The sequence below is a fragment of the Methylohalomonas lacus genome (assembly GCF_024808875.1).
Classification (GTDB): domain Bacteria; phylum Pseudomonadota; class Gammaproteobacteria; order Methylohalomonadales; family Methylohalomonadaceae; genus Methylohalomonas; species Methylohalomonas lacus.
In genome coordinates, this window is record NZ_JANUCT010000010.1 from 86,065 (window position 1) to 101,205 (window position 15,141).

The 15,141-nt window shown below is 59.5% G+C and carries 16 protein-coding genes; 11 read left to right on the forward strand and 5 right to left on the reverse strand.

Going from position 1 to position 15,141, the window contains the following annotated elements; genetic code table 11:
* Position 1: 1 nt before the first annotated feature.
* The 9 genes from gcvT (at position 2) to J2T55_RS08450 (ending at position 8,898) form a co-directional block, all read left to right on the forward strand.
* Complete coding sequence (gene gcvT, locus J2T55_RS08410) at positions 2-1,150, forward strand: glycine cleavage system aminomethyltransferase GcvT (RefSeq protein ID WP_259055601.1); 1,149 nt, start codon at positions 2-4, stop codon at positions 1,148-1,150.
* A 23-nt stretch (positions 1,151-1,173) separates the two neighbouring features.
* Positions 1,174-1,554 (forward strand): glycine cleavage system protein GcvH, encoded by a 381-nt coding sequence (gcvH, locus tag J2T55_RS08415; protein ID WP_259055604.1) that lies wholly within the window; start codon positions 1,174-1,176, stop codon positions 1,552-1,554.
* 13 nt (positions 1,555-1,567) lie between these two features.
* Positions 1,568-4,516, forward strand: a complete 2,949-nt coding sequence (gcvP, locus tag J2T55_RS08420) for an aminomethyl-transferring glycine dehydrogenase (protein ID WP_259055606.1) — start codon at positions 1,568-1,570, stop codon at positions 4,514-4,516.
* Positions 4,517-5,206, forward strand: coding sequence for an HAD-IB family phosphatase (locus J2T55_RS08425; RefSeq protein WP_259055607.1), 690 nt, complete (start codon positions 4,517-4,519; stop codon positions 5,204-5,206).
* Positions 5,207-5,383: 177 nt separating this feature from the next.
* On the forward strand, positions 5,384-5,833 hold the full coding sequence (locus tag J2T55_RS08430) for a hypothetical protein (protein ID WP_407660069.1): 450 nt from the start codon (positions 5,384-5,386) through the stop codon (positions 5,831-5,833).
* A 90-nt stretch (positions 5,834-5,923) separates the two neighbouring features.
* Positions 5,924-7,096, forward strand: a complete 1,173-nt coding sequence (locus tag J2T55_RS08435) for a 5-(carboxyamino)imidazole ribonucleotide synthase (protein ID WP_259055611.1) — start codon at positions 5,924-5,926, stop codon at positions 7,094-7,096.
* Positions 7,093-7,593 carry a 5-(carboxyamino)imidazole ribonucleotide mutase gene (gene purE / locus J2T55_RS08440; RefSeq protein ID WP_259055613.1) on the forward strand — a complete coding sequence of 167 codons (501 nt, stop codon included), beginning with the start codon at positions 7,093-7,095 and terminating at the stop codon, positions 7,591-7,593. Before J2T55_RS08435 ends, purE begins: the two co-directional genes overlap by 4 nt.
* 30 nt (positions 7,594-7,623) lie before the next feature.
* Entirely contained in the window at positions 7,624-8,598 is a 975-nt protein-coding gene (locus J2T55_RS08445) for a sodium-dependent bicarbonate transport family permease (RefSeq protein ID WP_259055615.1), read from the forward strand.
* A 6-nt stretch (positions 8,599-8,604) separates the two neighbouring features.
* On the forward strand, positions 8,605-8,898 hold the full coding sequence (locus tag J2T55_RS08450; protein WP_259055617.1) for a P-II family nitrogen regulator: 294 nt from the start codon (positions 8,605-8,607) through the stop codon (positions 8,896-8,898).
* A 9-nt stretch (positions 8,899-8,907) separates the two neighbouring features.
* Here J2T55_RS08450 and yidD read toward each other — a convergent pair whose 3' ends face one another.
* Positions 8,908-9,189 carry a membrane protein insertion efficiency factor YidD gene (gene yidD / locus J2T55_RS08455; RefSeq protein WP_259055618.1) on the reverse strand — a complete coding sequence of 94 codons (282 nt, stop codon included), beginning with the start codon at positions 9,187-9,189 and terminating at the stop codon, positions 8,908-8,910.
* 524 nt (positions 9,190-9,713) lie between these two features.
* Here yidD and J2T55_RS08460 point away from each other — a divergent pair.
* Complete coding sequence (locus J2T55_RS08460) at positions 9,714-11,231, forward strand: aldehyde dehydrogenase family protein (RefSeq protein ID WP_259055619.1); 1,518 nt, start codon at positions 9,714-9,716, stop codon at positions 11,229-11,231.
* Positions 11,232-11,980: 749 nt separating this feature from the next.
* Here the strand turns inward: J2T55_RS08460 and J2T55_RS08465 are convergent.
* The 3 genes from J2T55_RS08465 to J2T55_RS08475 form a co-directional block, all read right to left on the reverse strand.
* A complete protein-coding gene (locus J2T55_RS08465) occupies positions 11,981-12,634 on the reverse strand; it encodes an Npun_F0296 family exosortase-dependent surface protein (RefSeq protein WP_259055621.1) in 654 nt (217 codons plus the stop codon).
* A gap of 364 nt (positions 12,635-12,998) precedes the next feature.
* Positions 12,999-13,220, reverse strand: coding sequence for a hypothetical protein (locus tag J2T55_RS08470; RefSeq protein ID WP_259055623.1), 222 nt, complete (start codon positions 13,218-13,220; stop codon positions 12,999-13,001).
* 8 nt (positions 13,221-13,228) lie between these two features.
* Positions 13,229-13,387: a formate dehydrogenase accessory sulfurtransferase FdhD gene (locus J2T55_RS08475; RefSeq protein ID WP_259055626.1), complete on the reverse strand. Its 159-nt coding sequence runs from the start codon at positions 13,385-13,387 to the stop codon at positions 13,229-13,231.
* A 203-nt stretch (positions 13,388-13,590) separates the two neighbouring features.
* Here J2T55_RS08475 and J2T55_RS08480 point away from each other — a divergent pair, with 203 nt between their 5' ends.
* Positions 13,591-14,022 (forward strand): hypothetical protein, encoded by a 432-nt coding sequence (locus tag J2T55_RS08480; protein ID WP_259055627.1) that lies wholly within the window; start codon positions 13,591-13,593, stop codon positions 14,020-14,022.
* Positions 14,023-14,025: 3 nt separating this feature from the next.
* Here J2T55_RS08480 and J2T55_RS08485 read toward each other — a convergent pair whose 3' ends face one another.
* Positions 14,026-14,835: a substrate-binding domain-containing protein gene (locus J2T55_RS08485; protein ID WP_259055628.1), complete on the reverse strand. Its 810-nt coding sequence runs from the start codon at positions 14,833-14,835 to the stop codon at positions 14,026-14,028.
* Positions 14,836-15,141 lie beyond the last annotated feature (306 nt).

Consider the following 15,141-nt stretch of genomic DNA (forward strand, 5'->3'; position numbering starts at 1 on the left):
CATGCAAGCAAACCAGTCAGCCGCGAAGACACAGTCACAGCCCGCCCGCACGGCGCTTTACGATCTGCACGTCGAGCTGGGTGCCAGGCTGGTGTCTTTTGCCGGCTTTACCATGCCGCTGAACTATCCGGCCGGCATTCTCACTGAACACCATCATACGCGCAGCCAGGCGTCACTGTTCGACGTCTCGCACATGGGCCGCTTCCGCATTCAGGGTACGGACGCCATGCTCGCGCTGGAATCGGTCTGCCCGGCCGATCTGGACGCGCTCGCGCCCGATCGCCTGCGCTATAGCGTGCTGACCAATGACGCCGGCGGTGTCATCGACGACGTCATCATCCGCCGCGCCGGCAGCGACTTCGAACTCATCGCCAACGCCGCCAACCGCGCCACGGATGAACAGTGGCTGGACGAACGCATCGGCGAGCAGTGCCGGATCAGCGTGGACGAACACTTCGCCCTGCTGGCTCTGCAGGGACCGACCGCCGCACAGGTACTGCGTGATCTCAATCCCGGCGTCGATGAACTCGTCTTCATGCAGGCCGCCCACCTGCCACTGGCCCATATCGATTGCCTGGTCACCCGTGCCGGCTATACCGGCGAGGACGGCTTCGAGATCAGCGTGCCGATCGCCGCCGCCGACAAGCTGGCGCGACGCCTGCTGGCCGACAGCACGGTGCAGCCGGCCGGTCTCGGTGCGCGCGACAGCCTGCGCCTGGAAGCCGGCCTCAGCCTGCACGGCCAGGAACTGGGCCCGACCATTTCTCCGGTCGAGGCCGGCCTCGGCTGGACGATTGCCCAAACCCGCCGCGCCGACGGTGCCCGCGCCGGTGGTTTTCCCGGCAGCGAACGCATCCTGCGCGAACTCAAGCAGGGACCGGCACGCCGCCGGCGCGGCCTGCTGCCCGAAGGCCGCGCGCCGGTACGCGCCGGTACGCCGCTGGTCGATGAACACGGCACGGTCATCGGCCACGTCAGCAGCGGCGGCCACAGCCCGACGCTGGAACGGCCCATCGGCCTGGGTTTCATCGAAACACAGGCACTCGATAGCAACACGCCGGTGTTCGCCGAGATACGCGGCCGGCGCGTGGCCATCGCGCTGACGCGGCCACCGTTCATACCGCATCGCTATCAACACAGCCATTCATGACAAGCCACCGCAGGAGCGGAACGATGACTCAAATGAAATTCAGCCGCGACCACGAATGGGTTCGCATTGAAGACAACGGCGAAGCCGTCATCGGCATCACCGATTTTGCCCAGGGCGAGCTCGGTGACGTGGTTTTCGCTGAACTGCCCGAAATCGGCCGCGAGGTCGGCGCCGGCGAAGAGGCCGCCGTGGTCGAATCGGTAAAAGCCGCCAGCGATATCAAGATGCCGATCAGCGGCACGGTGATCGCGATCAACGAGAACCTCGCCGACAGCCCCGAGCTCATCAACCAGGATCCGCTGGGTGACGGCTGGTTCCTGCGGCTCAAGCCGAATCGCGCGGAAGAACTCGATCAACTCATGGATGAAGCCGCCTACCAAGACTTCATCAGTAACCAAGGTTAACACCACCACGACCATGACGGAACAACCGCAAACACTGTCACTGAGCGAACTGGAGATGCCCGGCGATTTCATTCGCCGGCACATCGGCCCGAATCGCGAACAGATTGACGCCATGCTGGCGACACTCGGTTACGACTCGGTCGATGCACTGATCGATGCGGCCGTACCCGATCACATTCGGCTGAAACGGCCGCTGGACCTGAAGACGGCGCGCAGCGAGCGCGTCATCGAGGACTACCTGCGGCGCATGCGCTCGGGCAACCGTGCGCTCACCAGCATGATCGGCATGGGCTACCACGACACCATCATGCCGAACGTGATCAAGCGCAACGTGCTGGAGAATCCCGGCTGGTACACCGCCTACACGCCCTACCAGGCCGAGATCAGCCAGGGCCGGCTGCAGGCGCTGCTTAACTTCCAGCAGATGATCATCGATCTCACCGGTTTGGCCGTAGCCAACGCTTCATTGCTGGACGAGGCCACCGCCGCCGCTGAGGCGATGATGCTGAGCCGGCGCGTCAACGCCAAGGCGGGTAGCCGCTTCCTTGTCGACAGCGACTGCCACCCGCAGACGCTGGCGGTGCTGCAGACCCGCGCGCGGCCGCTGGGCATCGATATCGTAACCCATGATCTTGCCGAATCACCGGACGCCGCCGACCTGCAGGACTGCTTCGGCGTACTGGTGCAGTATCCCGGCTCGTCCGGACGCATCATCGACCTGGCCGCCGTTAGCGAACGCGCCCATGCGGCCGGCGCGCTGGTGACGGCGGCCTGCGATCCGCTGGCACTGGTACTGCTGAAAAGCCCGGGCGATCTCGGCGCCGACATCGCCGTCGGCAGCACCCAGCGCTTCGGCGTACCGCTGGCCTACGGCGGTCCGCACGCCGCCTTCTTCGCCACCCATGACACCTACAAGCGGCAGATCCCCGGCCGCATCATCGGCGTGTCGCGCGACGCCCGCGGCCGACCGGCGCTGCGCATGGCGCTGCAGACGCGCGAGCAGCACATCCGCCGCGAGAAAGCGACCAGCAACATCTGCACCTCGCAGGTCCTGCTGGCGGTCATCGCCAGCATGTACGCCGTCTACCACGGGCCCAAGGGTCTGGGCATCATCGCCGAGCGCGTGCACCGCATGGCGCTGCTGTTCGCCCGCGGCATCGAGCAGCTCGGCTACCGCATCGTCAGCGACACGTTCTTCGATACCGTGACGATCCACACGCCCGGTGTCGCCCGGCGGCTGGCGGCGAAAGCGCGCGCCGCCGGTTTCAACCTGCGCGTCCACGATGCCGATCATGTGAGTGTCGCCTTCGACGAAACCTCGCGCCGCAGCTATCTCGATCAGCTGTGGTCGATCTTCGCACCGCGCCAGCGCGGCCTCGATTTCGACATCATGGCCATGGATACGGCGATCGCCGACTGCCTCGCACAGACACAGCGGCGCAGTGATGCCATCCTCACGCACCCGGTGTTCAACCGCTACCACTCGGAAACCGAGATGCTGCGCTACCTGCGCTGGCTGGCGAGCCGCGACATCGCGCTGGACCGATCGATGATCCCGCTCGGTTCCTGCACCATGAAACTGAACGCCACGATCGAGATGCTGCCAGTGACCTACCAGCTGTTCAGCGGTATTCACCCGTTCGTGCCGCTGGACCAGGCGCAGGGCTACCAGCAGCTGATCGAGGAACTGGAAGATGCACTGTGCGAGATCACCGGCTTTGCTGCGTTCTCGTTCCAGCCGAACTCCGGCGCCCAGGGCGAGTACGCCGGCCTGCTGACCATCGCCCGCTACCACGAGGCGCGCGGCCAGCAGCAGCGCAATATCTGCCTGATCCCGGCGTCAGCGCACGGCACCAACCCGGCCAGCGCGCAGATGGCCGGCATGCAGGTCGTCGTGGTCGCCTGCGACGAGCGCGGCAACATCGACGTCGCCAACCTGAAGGCCAAGGCTGAACAGCACGCCGACGACCTCGCCGCATTGATGGTGACCTACCCGTCGACGCACGGCGTGTTCGAGGAATCGATCGTCGAGATCTGCGAAATCATCCATGCCCACGGCGGCCAGGTCTATCTCGACGGCGCCAACATGAACGCCATGGTCGGCATCTGCCGGCCGGCAGCGATCGGCGTCGACGTCTGCCACCTGAACCTGCACAAGACGTTTTGCATTCCGCACGGCGGCGGCGGGCCCGGCGCCGGACCGATCGGCGTGGCGCCGCACCTGGCGTCCTGGTTACCGGACCACCCGGTCGTCCCGGGCGTCAACCCGGCAGCGGGCACGGCGCAGACCGTCGGCACGGTGGCGGCCGCACCCTGGGGTTCGGCCGGCATCCTGCCGATCACCTGGACCTACATCGCGCTCATGGGCGGTGACGGCCTGACCCGCGCCAGCCAGATCGCGATCCTCAACGCCAACTACATCGCCCGCCAGCTCGAGTCGCACTACCCGGTGCTGTACACGGGGCTCAACGGTCTTGTTGCGCATGAGTGCATCATCGACCTGCGGCCGCTCAAGGACAGCACCGGCATCACCGTCGAGGACGTTGCCAAGCGTCTGATCGACTATGGCTTCCACGCGCCGACGATCTCCTTCCCGGTGGCGGGCACGATGATGATCGAACCGACCGAAAGCGAGAGCCAGGCGGAAATCGATCGCTTCTGCACGGCCATGATCCGGATCCGCGCCGAGATTGCCGCAGTCGAGCGCGGCGACGCCGACCGCGACAACAATGTCCTGAAGAACGCGCCGCATACGCACGAACTGCTGCTGGAAGACGACTGGCCGTTCAGCTATTCGCGCGAGACCGCGTTCTTCCCGCTCGCTAGCCAGCACGACAACAAGTACTGGCCGACGGTGATGCGCATCGATAACATGCACGGCGATCGTGAACTCATCTGCACCTGCCCGCCGGTATCAGCCTATGAAGACAATGAACCGGAAGCCCTCGTCTCCAGCGCGTAAATGCTAGGCGCGCCGTACGAGCGGGTGTTCTTCGACTGCGACAGCACGCTCTGCCGTATCGAGGGCTTCGACACGCTGGCCGAACGCAGCGGCCAGGGCGCTGAGTTGATACCGATCACGCGCGCGGCGATGAACGGTGACGTCAACTTTGCCGACGCCTACAGGCAGCGCCTCGAGTTGCTGCAGCCGGACCGGGACGCGGTCGAGTGGCTGGCCGGGCAGTACCGACAGCAACTCACCGCCGGCGCCGAACAACTGGTTCGCACCCTGCAACAGGCCGGCAAGCAGGTGCACATCGTAAGCGGCGGCCTGCTGCAGGCGCTCATGCTGCTGGCCGCACCACTCGGTATCCCCGTCAGCCACATCCACGGTGTCAGCCTGCTGCTCAACAGCGACGGCAGCTACGCCGGTTTCGATCGGGATTCACCGCTGTGCCAGCAGAACGGCAAGGCCGTGCTCTGCCGGCAGCTGCTGGGTGCCGATGAACGCGCCGTTTTCGTCGGCGATGGTGTCACCGATCTCGAAGTCGCCGGCACGGGCATCGACTTCATCGGCTACGGTGGTGTTGTCCGGCGACCGGCGGTCGCGACCGCTGCCGAAACCTATTACGAGCAGGAAAATATTGTGAATTTGTTGACACTACTGCTCGACGAGCGTGAATGCGCTTCAATCAACACTGAACCTGTGTGACAATATGCACTCCTAAAAAAGTGCAAATCAGCAAATACCTCCCCATCTGATACGCCCCCGTTTTGGTACAGGCGTTTCAGTCAAGCCATTTCCACAGCCGGATTTTTCATGAATCGCATTTTGCGCACGGGTAACGCCCGCGGGTCGAGTATTATCTTGCTTGTAATACTGGCAACCATGCTGTTGCCGACCAGCAGCAGTGCCTTCACGCCGCTGGAGCTGGATCACGTCGTCGTACAGACCAGCCTGTACACCAAGCACTTCGACCCGGATCCCGACCACAACAACGATCAGAACCTGATCAATGTCGAGTTTCACAACCCGGAACGCTGGCTGGTGGGCGGCGCCTGGTTCAAGAACTCCTACGACCAGCCCAGCTGGTACGTCTTCGTCGGCCGCGAGTTTCCGCTCTGGCAGCCGCATGAGCATTTCGAACTGCGCGCCAAGCTGACCGGCGGCTTCCTGCACGGTTACGACGGCGAGCACCAGGACGATATCCCTTTCAACAGTACCGGCACGGCACCGGTGATCCTGCCGAGCCTCGGCGCGCGCATCGGCCCGGTCGAATCCGACGTGGTCCTGTTCGGCACCGCCGGCCTCATGGTCACGACCGGCCTGCGCTTCTAGCCCGCGGGCCCCGGATCGACCAACGCCGGGCTCGGCAGCCAGCGTCCAACTCGGCTATAATTGCCCGTTTTTCCAGAGACCCGACCCGCAATGAGCCATAACCTGTCAGACCGGGCGCTGCCGTTCCCGCTGGCCCGCATCGGTATTATCGGCGGCGGCCAGCTCGGCCGCATGATGGTGCGCAAGGCGACCCAGCTCGGCTTCGCCGCCATCGTCCTCGACCCGACCCCGAACTCACCCGCCGGGCAGGTCGCCGGCCACCAGATCGTCGGCGACTTCTTCGATCCGGCCAAGCTGCGCGAGCTGGCCGAGCTGTCGAACGTCACCACTTTCGACATCGAGACGATCGACTCGCACGCGCTGGAAGAACTGCTCGACGAGGGCTTCAGCATCCTGCCGTCGCCGCACCTGCTCGCCACCATCCAGAACAAGCTGAGCCAGAAGCAACTGCTCGCCGACCAGGGCATCGCCACCGGCAAATTCGTCGAGCTGGAAGAGCCGACGCCGGCGGCACTGGCCGAGTTCGGCTACCCGCTGGTACAAAAGGCGCAGCGCGGCGGCTACGACGGCCGCGGCGTGGAAATCTTTCACGATGACAGCGAGCCGGAGCGCATCCTGCCGGTACCCAGCCTGCTGGAAGAATACATCGACTGCGAACTGGAACTGGCGGTCATGGTGGCACGCGGCCTCGACGGCGCGACCCGGGTCTACCCGGTGGTCGAGATGGTGTTCGATCTCGAGGCCAACATTCTCGACAAGCTTGTCGCGCCGGCACGGATCACGCCGGAACAGGCGCAGGCAGCCCAGGATCTCGCCGTAAAAACCATCGAGGCGATCGACGGTGTCGGCGTCTTCGGCGTCGAGCTGTTTCTCGCCAAAGACGGTCGCCTGCTGGTCAACGAGATCGCACCGCGCACGCACAACTCCGGCCACTATACGATCGAGGCCTGCGTCACCGATCAGTTCGAGCAGCAGATCCGCGCCATCACCGGCCTGCCGCTGGGTTCCACCGAACAGCTGAAACCGGCGGTGATGATCAATCTGCTCGGCGCCGCCGGCAGCAGCGGCCGCACCATTGTCGAGGGCCTTGACGACGCCCTGGCCATCGACGGCGTTGCCGTGCACATCTACGGCAAGGCCGAATCGCGACCGCTGCGGAAAATGGGGCATGTGACCGTGATTGATGACACAATCGAGGCGGCCAGTGCCAAGGCTGAGCAGGTTCGTGAACTTCTGAAAATCCGCGGGGAACGCGCGTTATGACAGGCGATACCACACCACGCGTCGGCATCATCATGGGCAGCGATTCGGACCTGCCGGTCATGCAGAAAGCCGCCGACATACTTGATGAACTCGGCGTGCCTTATGAACTGACGATCGTTTCGGCACACCGTACGCCCAAGCGCTTATACGACTACGCCGGCAGCGCTGAACAGCGCGGTCTGCGTGTGATCATCGCCGGCGCCGGTGGCGCCGCCCACTTGCCGGGAATGGCCGCATCGATGACGCCGCTGCCGGTCATCGGCGTACCGGTGAACGTCACCGCGCTGAGCGGTCAGGACTCGCTGCTGTCTATTGTGCAGATGCCGGCCGGTATCCCGGTCGCCACCGTGGCGATCGACAACGCCACCAACGCCGGTCTGCTCGCTGCCCAGATCCTCGGTACGTCCGACGACGACCTGCGCCAGCGCATCACGGATTATCGTAAGGGCCTGGAACAGAAGGTACTGGACAAGGCCGCGAAACTGGAAAAAAAATAAAACCGTCTCAACACTGCCCCCGTAACGCACATGCAACTGGACCTGTTTCTCTCAAACCTGCTCAATCCACCGGTATTGTTCTTTTTCCTCGGCATGGCCGCCGTACTCTGCCGTTCGGATCTGGAAATCCCCAACGCCATTACCAAGGCGCTGTCGCTCTACCTGCTGTTCGCCATCGGTTTCAAGGGCGGACATGCGCTCAACCAGAGCGGTCTGAGTGTTGAGGTGATCGTCACGCTGCTGACGGCCATCGTGCTGTCGGCGATCGTGCCCTTTTACGCCTACTGGCTGCTGCGCCGGCGACTCGGCGTGGCGGATGCCGCCGCAATTGCCGCCACCTACGGCTCCATCAGCGCGGTCACCTTCATTACGGCCAGCGCCTACCTGGACAAGGTCGGCGTCGACTACAGCGGCTATCTGGTCGCCGCCATGGCACTGATGGAGTCACCGGCGATCATCATCGGCGTCATGCTGTATCGTCGCTACCGCGACAGTACCGGTGATGAAGGCAACACTTCCGACTGGGGCGAACTGTTCCGCGATGCGTTCTTCAACGGGTCGGTGTTTCTGATCCTGGGCAGCATGGTGATCGGCGCACTCACCGGCGACAAGGGCATGACCGCACTGAAACCGTTCACCGTCGAACTGTTTACCGGCGTGCTCTGCCTGTTCCTGCTCGACATGGGCCTGGTTGCGGCACGGCGGCTGTCGGACCTGCTGCGCGGCGGCTGGTTTCTCGGCGGCTTCTCGATACTGCTGCCGCTGTTCAACGCCTTGCTGGCCGTGGTCCTCGCCGCGCTGATCGGCCTGTCCGAGGGCGACGCGCTGATGCTGATGGTGCTGGCGGCCAGCGCCTCCTATATTGCGGTGCCAGCCGCCATGCGGCTGGCGATTCCCGACGCCAACCCGAGCCTTTACGTGCCGATGTCACTGGCCATCACGTTCCCGTTCAACATCACGTTCGGCATACCGCTGTATCATATGCTCGTGAAAACACTTTGGTGATTGCCCATGTATTCCGTCAAACGTCTCGAAATCGTTATCGACCGGAGCTACCTGAACCGTCTGCTGAAGGAGCTGGAAAACTGCGGCATCGAGGGCTACACCGTGCTCGACCAGGTACGCGGCAAGGGTGAAAGAGGGCTGCGCGAAAGCGACGCCCTGGCGGATATATTCACCAACGCCTATATCCTGGTGGCCTGCTCGGAGGAAACCGCGGAAAAAGCCGTGGCGGCCATCCGGCCGCTTCTGAAAATGTCCGGTGGCATGTGTCTGCTGTCCGACGCCCAGTGGGTCAGGCACTGACGTCGCCGGTTACTCCGTATCCTTTTTCGGCGGCACCGGGTCGTAACCGCTGCCGCCACCGAGCCAGGTCAGCGGATGGCAGCGACCGACCCGCTTCAGCGTCAGCCAGCCGCCGCGGAACACACCATGCTTTTCCAGTGCCTCGGCGGCGTATTCCGAGCAGGTCGGCAGATAGCGGCAACGTGGCCCGAGGATCGGCGACACCAGGTAGCGATAACCGTACACCAGCCCCACCAGCAGCCGGCGCGGCAGTGCCGCCAGTCCGCTCTTATCGCTCCGATTTCCGATCATGGCCCCATTCTAGCAAGCAACCGGCCGGGCCGGTTTGAAACCTGGCGCCATTCCCCGTATTGTCGTGTGTAAGTCGTGATTATGTTTTTGCATGCCTGTTTACACGGCACCGCCAGCGATCAATCATCCTGCAGAGCTGATTGCGAGCTGGCACCCTGAACTCGCAACATTCTACATATTGGGTTGTCTACTGAGCGTGGCATGCCGAAATCAGTGGACAACCGGCACAACAGAATACCTACGGCTGGATGCTGCCCCACCGACAGTACCCGGCCCTGAGCCGGCAAAGGATACGCAGCAACCGTTGATGACCAACAGTTCGTTGCACCGGATCCGCAACAACCGGCTCGGCGCCGCCCTATCAGCGGCGCCGGGTTATGGCAGGACCATAAAATCTACAGCTGACTATCAGCACCTGCCGGACGGCTAGCGCCGTCGATGCCTCTGCCCGAAGGCATTGTTCACGAAGATAGTCGTGACACCTACAAACTGCGAAGTTAAACCATTTTTCGGAGGATATCTGTATGAGCGCAGTGGCAGAAAGCATCCCCTCTTTGAGTCAGGCTGCTAATGAGTTTCTGAAATCACCCAAGCAAATGCTGATCGATGGCAAGTGGGTCAAGGCCGAGTCTGGCAAGACCTTCGACGTCATTGATCCGGCAACCACCGATGTAATTGGCAAGGCTGCCGAAGGTGACAGCCCCGACGTCGACAAGGCCGTCAAGGCGGCCCGTAAGGCATTCGAATCCGGCCCCTGGCCGAACATGTCACCGGCCGATCGCGGCAAGCTGTTGCACAAGGTCGGCGATTTAATTCTGGAAAACCTCGACATACTGGCCGAGCTGGAATCGCTCGACAACGGCAAACCGATCACCATCGCGCGGGCCGCCGACGTACCATTGGCCGCCGACATGTTCCATTACATGTCCGGCTGGTGCACCAAGCGTCATGGCTACACCATTCCGCTGAACGTACTTTACGATCCGGACGCGCAGTATCACGTCTACACGCGCAAGGAACCGGTTGGCGTGGTCGGCCAGATCATTCCCTGGAACTTCCCGTTGCTGATGGCAACCTGGAAGCTGGCCCCGGCCCTGACCATGGGCTGCACGGTGGTGCTCAAGGTTGCCGAGGAGACTCCGTTATCGGCCATCAAGCTGGGCGAGATCCTGCAGGAAGCCGGTATACCGGACGGTGTCGTTAACATCATCACCGGCTACGGCCATACCGCCGGCGCCCATCTGGCCAATCATGGCGGCATCGACAAGGTGGCCTTCACCGGCTCGACCGAGGTCGGTCGCAAGATCGTCCAGGCCTCGGCCAATGACCTGAAGAAGGTGTCGCTGGAACTGGGCGGCAAGTCGCCGAACATTGTCCTCGCCGACGCCGACCTCGATAGCGCCATCGCCGGCGCCGCCAATGCCATCTTCTTCAACCACGGCCAGTGCTGCGCCGCGGGCTCGCGTTTGTTCGTTCAGGAAAAGATCTACGACAAGGTTATCGAGGGTGTGGCCGAGCATGCCAAAAACATCAAGCTCGGTCCGGGTCTCGACCCGAACACGCAGATGGGACCGGTGGTATCGAAGGATCAGTACCAGCGCGTCAGCGAATACCTCGACATCGGCGACCAGGAAGGCGCCAGGACCCTGTCTGCCGGCACCAGGCCGAAGGACAGTCAGGGCTATTTCATCGAGCCCACCATCCTGGCCGACGCCAAACCCGGCATGCGCGTCGTTGAAGAGGAAATCTTCGGTCCGGTCGTGGCAGCAATGCCGTTTAAGGACCTGGACGACGATCTGGTCAGACAGGCCAACAACTCCATCTACGGCCTCGCCGCCGGCATATGGACCAGCGACGTGAGCAAGGCCCACAAGCTGGCCTCGCGCCTGCAGTCCGGTTCCGTCTGGATCAACTGCTACAACATCTTCAACTCGGCCCTGCCGTTCGGCGGCTACAAGCAGTCCGGCTGGGGCCGCGAGATGGGCGAAGCCGTCCTCGACAACTACACCGAGGAAAAGGCGGTTACTATTCGGCTTGGCTAAAGGACTGGCGTCATTGCGACCGCGAGTGAAACGAAGCGGGAAGCAATCACGCTAAAGTGACTGCAAGGCCGGCCATGGAAATATGGCCGGCCTTTTTTATTGCTTATATTCATGAGTGACAACAAAACCGAAATGGCAGAAGCAAATCATCCACCATGCCAACTTTAATCCAGAAACCGAGATTCGCAAGGAATGCATAGCGGAGGACACCTAGAACAAACGCAACCGGAAAAAAACCTCTCGACTGTACTATCGCGCACCGGCACTGCGTCATCAAGTTATTATCCGGAGTTATCAGATATAGGGTTGAAATTTGCGAACTGATAATTTATCCGGATCATTAACACTAACATCCTGATTAACGTTGTAGCATTTTCAGAAAAAATCGCACTGAAGAATACAAAGATGTTGCCTTATGTGAAGATTATAAAAAAGCGTGGAATTAAATTCTAAGTGTAACTCATCAGCTCGGAATAAGAGGCGAGCCGCAGTAGCATCTAAGCCTTTCACTGCGGCCATAATGAGAGGCGCTTGAAAATTGAATCCACGTTGGGAGATACGATTAGAACAAATATTACATAATAGAAGGCAACAAAATAGTTACTACTAAAGCTATAGGGCCTCACTCCGCCATATAGCGTCTAGAGAGCGAAGAGAAACAACAAAGGATAATTATATTAGCAACATTTAATACGCGAAATAAAAAAGCCTGCCCAAAGGCAGGCTTTTAGTACATAGCAATTAAGACATTACGCAGCCGACTTACGACGACGCGACATGCCCAGACCGACCAGCCCAAGGCCGAGCAGCGCGAGAGAAGTAGGCTCTGGAACAGAGGCCGTAGCAGCCTCGAAAGCCACGCCATTTTCGCTACTCAGCACAACCCTATCAAAACTGAACGAGTCATTGCTCGAAAATCTGAAATAACCATCAGTATCGAAATTTGCAGCTGATCCTGGACTACCCGTGGCGTTAAATGCATCAGTTCCACTGTATGTAAAAAGAGAGCCGCTATCAGCGTTATAGAAATCAATGAAGTTAAAGTCGTCGATAGAGCCCCAGTATACGTCAAAGGAACCAGCCAGATCTGTAACAGTTATAGGTGTAGTAGCACCAGCTGGACTGTTCAATGAACTGGTCACGTTATAGGAAAGTACGTTGCCAGAATTACCAGTATCTTCGCCTGGTGTCTTATATTGGCCGGCTACTGACGTCGCCGGATCGACCACACCACCGCCACTGACGTTATAGCCGCCGGCAGCCATGTCGACACAACTTGCTGCCTGACAATCTGCGCCCAGATACTGAACGGTAGGCATCGCCGAGACAGGCGACCAGGCCATAACGGTAGAAGCGACTGCAGCCGCGCCTAGATATAGCCGTTTCGATTTAATGATATTCATACACTATCTCCTGATTGTGTTGATTTACAAGATCGTATCAACGCTTCCATTGTGCTTCGGACTGTGAGCAGAGGATGAGCAGCGTCACGACCCTAAATCAAAGCATATTATATGCCAGGCAATATTAACTTAATAAAAACATGCAGTTGGATAGAAAATTCCTCGTCAATCACCAATCCTTCCTGTCTCTATATACTAAAATTGTAAAAATCACCGACATCATCAAAGTGGATACGTCGACGAAATATGGCAATTTTCTCGGAAAAAGCCGATAAACCGATTAATGAAACACGTATTAGAGCTGTAAAGAATACCGACATCACCAACACAATAAGGTTAAGATTTGTTTTCCTAAGCAGCCCTCTCAATATCTACTTTCAACTTCTGCACGGACTCCTTCACGATGAGCTGTAATTCTCCCTGCCCTGCTCATTGAGATACTGGACGATCTGGCGCTAGATGCGCTTTTCCCAGAACTTGGCCATGTGGCCATAACATCCTCCATGGCTTCGCCGTGATTGGCCTCTAGCTTGATTAAGTAGATGCCGATGTCGTTGGCCATTTCGATCAGGCGTTCAATCTTCATACTGCGTTCTACTCCAGCAATTGTTGGCTATCGCTGTAAATCACGTGGCTGTTGTCACGGGCAAAGCCGATCCGGGTCATATTGCTATTCTGCGCCAAGCGCACGGCCACACCGGTCGGCGCGGAGATCGCCGGCATGGTGACCGGGTACGCCAGTAAGTAAGGCAAAGTCTAAAACCCTGCTAGAATACAGTAAGCTTGATTACTACTGCCGACTGACTCATGCTCGAATCATCATGCCATAGTGACAATCTTTGGGGACTAAGCCATGAGTGCATTTTAAGATCCAGACAAGGTACACGAGCAGCTCGTCATACTAATGATACTCTTTGCATTTCCGACACGATTTATTCCCATAGCTATACAAGAAATTGACTTCATTCTATGATGAACTCAAGCAAAAGGAGCCTGATGTCTGGCAGACGGTTGAAGCGCCAAGCCTGGCCAACATGGTTATGTTGCCCTTCTGGCGTTTCAGAAAATATTATGCCTTTTATCCGGCTCTCAAGGAGCGAGCAACTTCCAGGGCCAATGAATATATATACCCGGCCAGCTTACCGGTTGCTTATAACCGATTTCATCATGTACAGCCTTTTATTCGTGCTGGTTGGACTAATCATCTCCTGGATTATTTATCACGATTTGTAGGTGCCTCGGCAGGGGATGGAGCGATCTGCGGGGTTCAGTTCCAGGCGACGCCCCTGTATCTGCATACATTCAGACTAAAGTATACCCATACCAGTAAACTGGTATGGGTAATATCCTATTTACTGGATTCCCGCTTATGCGGGAAGGCCGAATAGCCTCTAAATACCCGGCATGGCATCCGGGTAAAAGAGCTGCTGGCCCTGCATGCGGTAGTCTTTAATGATTCTCTGGCCTTCCTCGCTGGTGACGAAATCGATGTAGTCCGTAGCCAGATCGTACTTCACATGCGAATGCTTTACCGGGTTCACAGCGATGATGTGATACGGGTTGTATAGCGCCTTGTCGCCTTCCGAAGCAATCTCGAGCTCGATCTTGTCCTTGTAGGCGATATAGGTGCCGCGGTCCGTCAGCGCGTAGGCCTGACGATCCTCTGCCACCTGCAATACGGCGCCCATGCCCTGGCCGATGGCCAGATACCAGTCGCCGGCCGGTTCGATACCGACCTTGTCCCACAACTGCATTTCCTTTTTGTGGGTGCCGGAATCATCGCCGCGCGAAACAAATGTTGCCCGTGTTTCACGGATTGTCGCCAGTGCTTCTGCGGCCGTATCGGTCTGTTTCACGCCGGCCGGATCCTCAGCGGGGCCGATGATTACAAAGTCATTGTGCATGACCGCGGTCCGGTCGACGCCGTAGCCGGCCTCAACGAATTTTTGCTCCGCCTGCGGTGCATGTACGAAGACGATGTCGACGTCACCGTTTTCACCCAGCTTTAATGCCTTGCCGGTGCCGACGGCGATCACGTCGACGACGGCATCGTACTGCGCCTCGAAGACCGGGTTCAGCTCGGCCAGCAGGCCCGAGTTTTCGGTGCTGGTCGTCGTCGCCATGCGCAGCCGCTCCTGCGCCTGACCCGCCAGCGGCAGTACAAGCAGTAGACTGACCAGTGTAATTTTCAATGAATTCATGATTCGCATATCTGGGTCCTTCGTTGATACTGGGTTGCTTTACGTAGTGTGTCATCTGGATCCGGGTACCCTTTGTAACGACGGTATCATTGCCGGGTAAATCGCGGACTGCAGTCCGCTCCCACATTGATTCCTCTCCCGATCATTTGCGTTTATTGGCGTTCATTCGCGGTCTGATTTCAGTCGCATATCGAGATTGCTTCGTCGCCACGCTCCTCGCAATGAACTGTGCCTGAAGTCAAGCGTATTCGGCCGAATAAGGCCGGTTGGTTGTGGCCACGGCAAAGGCCTGCCGCAGCAGTTTAT

Excerpts from the sequence above, each read along its gene's own strand:
- gcvT (WP_259055601.1), top strand. The coding sequence starts at position 2 with ATGCAAGCAAACCAGTCAGCCGCGAAGACACAGTCACAGCCCGCCCGC.
- gcvH (WP_259055604.1), top strand. The coding sequence starts at position 1,174 with ATGACTCAAATGAAATTCAGCCGCGACCACGAATGGGTTCGCATTGAA.
- gcvP (WP_259055606.1), top strand. The coding sequence starts at position 1,568 with ATGACGGAACAACCGCAAACACTGTCACTGAGCGAACTGGAGATGCCC.
- J2T55_RS08425 (WP_259055607.1), top strand. The coding sequence starts at position 4,517 with ATGCTAGGCGCGCCGTACGAGCGGGTGTTCTTCGACTGCGACAGCACG.
- J2T55_RS08430 (WP_407660069.1), top strand. The coding sequence starts at position 5,384 with ATGCTGTTGCCGACCAGCAGCAGTGCCTTCACGCCGCTGGAGCTGGAT.
- J2T55_RS08435 (WP_259055611.1), top strand. The coding sequence starts at position 5,924 with ATGAGCCATAACCTGTCAGACCGGGCGCTGCCGTTCCCGCTGGCCCGC.
- purE (WP_259055613.1), top strand. The coding sequence starts at position 7,093 with ATGACAGGCGATACCACACCACGCGTCGGCATCATCATGGGCAGCGAT.
- J2T55_RS08445 (WP_259055615.1), top strand. The coding sequence starts at position 7,624 with ATGCAACTGGACCTGTTTCTCTCAAACCTGCTCAATCCACCGGTATTG.
- J2T55_RS08450 (WP_259055617.1), top strand. The coding sequence starts at position 8,605 with ATGTATTCCGTCAAACGTCTCGAAATCGTTATCGACCGGAGCTACCTG.
- yidD (WP_259055618.1), bottom strand. The coding sequence starts at position 9,189 with ATGATCGGAAATCGGAGCGATAAGAGCGGACTGGCGGCACTGCCGCGC.
- J2T55_RS08460 (WP_259055619.1), top strand. The coding sequence starts at position 9,714 with ATGAGCGCAGTGGCAGAAAGCATCCCCTCTTTGAGTCAGGCTGCTAAT.
- J2T55_RS08465 (WP_259055621.1), bottom strand. The coding sequence starts at position 12,634 with ATGAATATCATTAAATCGAAACGGCTATATCTAGGCGCGGCTGCAGTC.
- J2T55_RS08470 (WP_259055623.1), bottom strand. The coding sequence starts at position 13,220 with ATGAAGATTGAACGCCTGATCGAAATGGCCAACGACATCGGCATCTAC.
- J2T55_RS08485 (WP_259055628.1), bottom strand. The coding sequence starts at position 14,835 with ATGAATTCATTGAAAATTACACTGGTCAGTCTACTGCTTGTACTGCCG.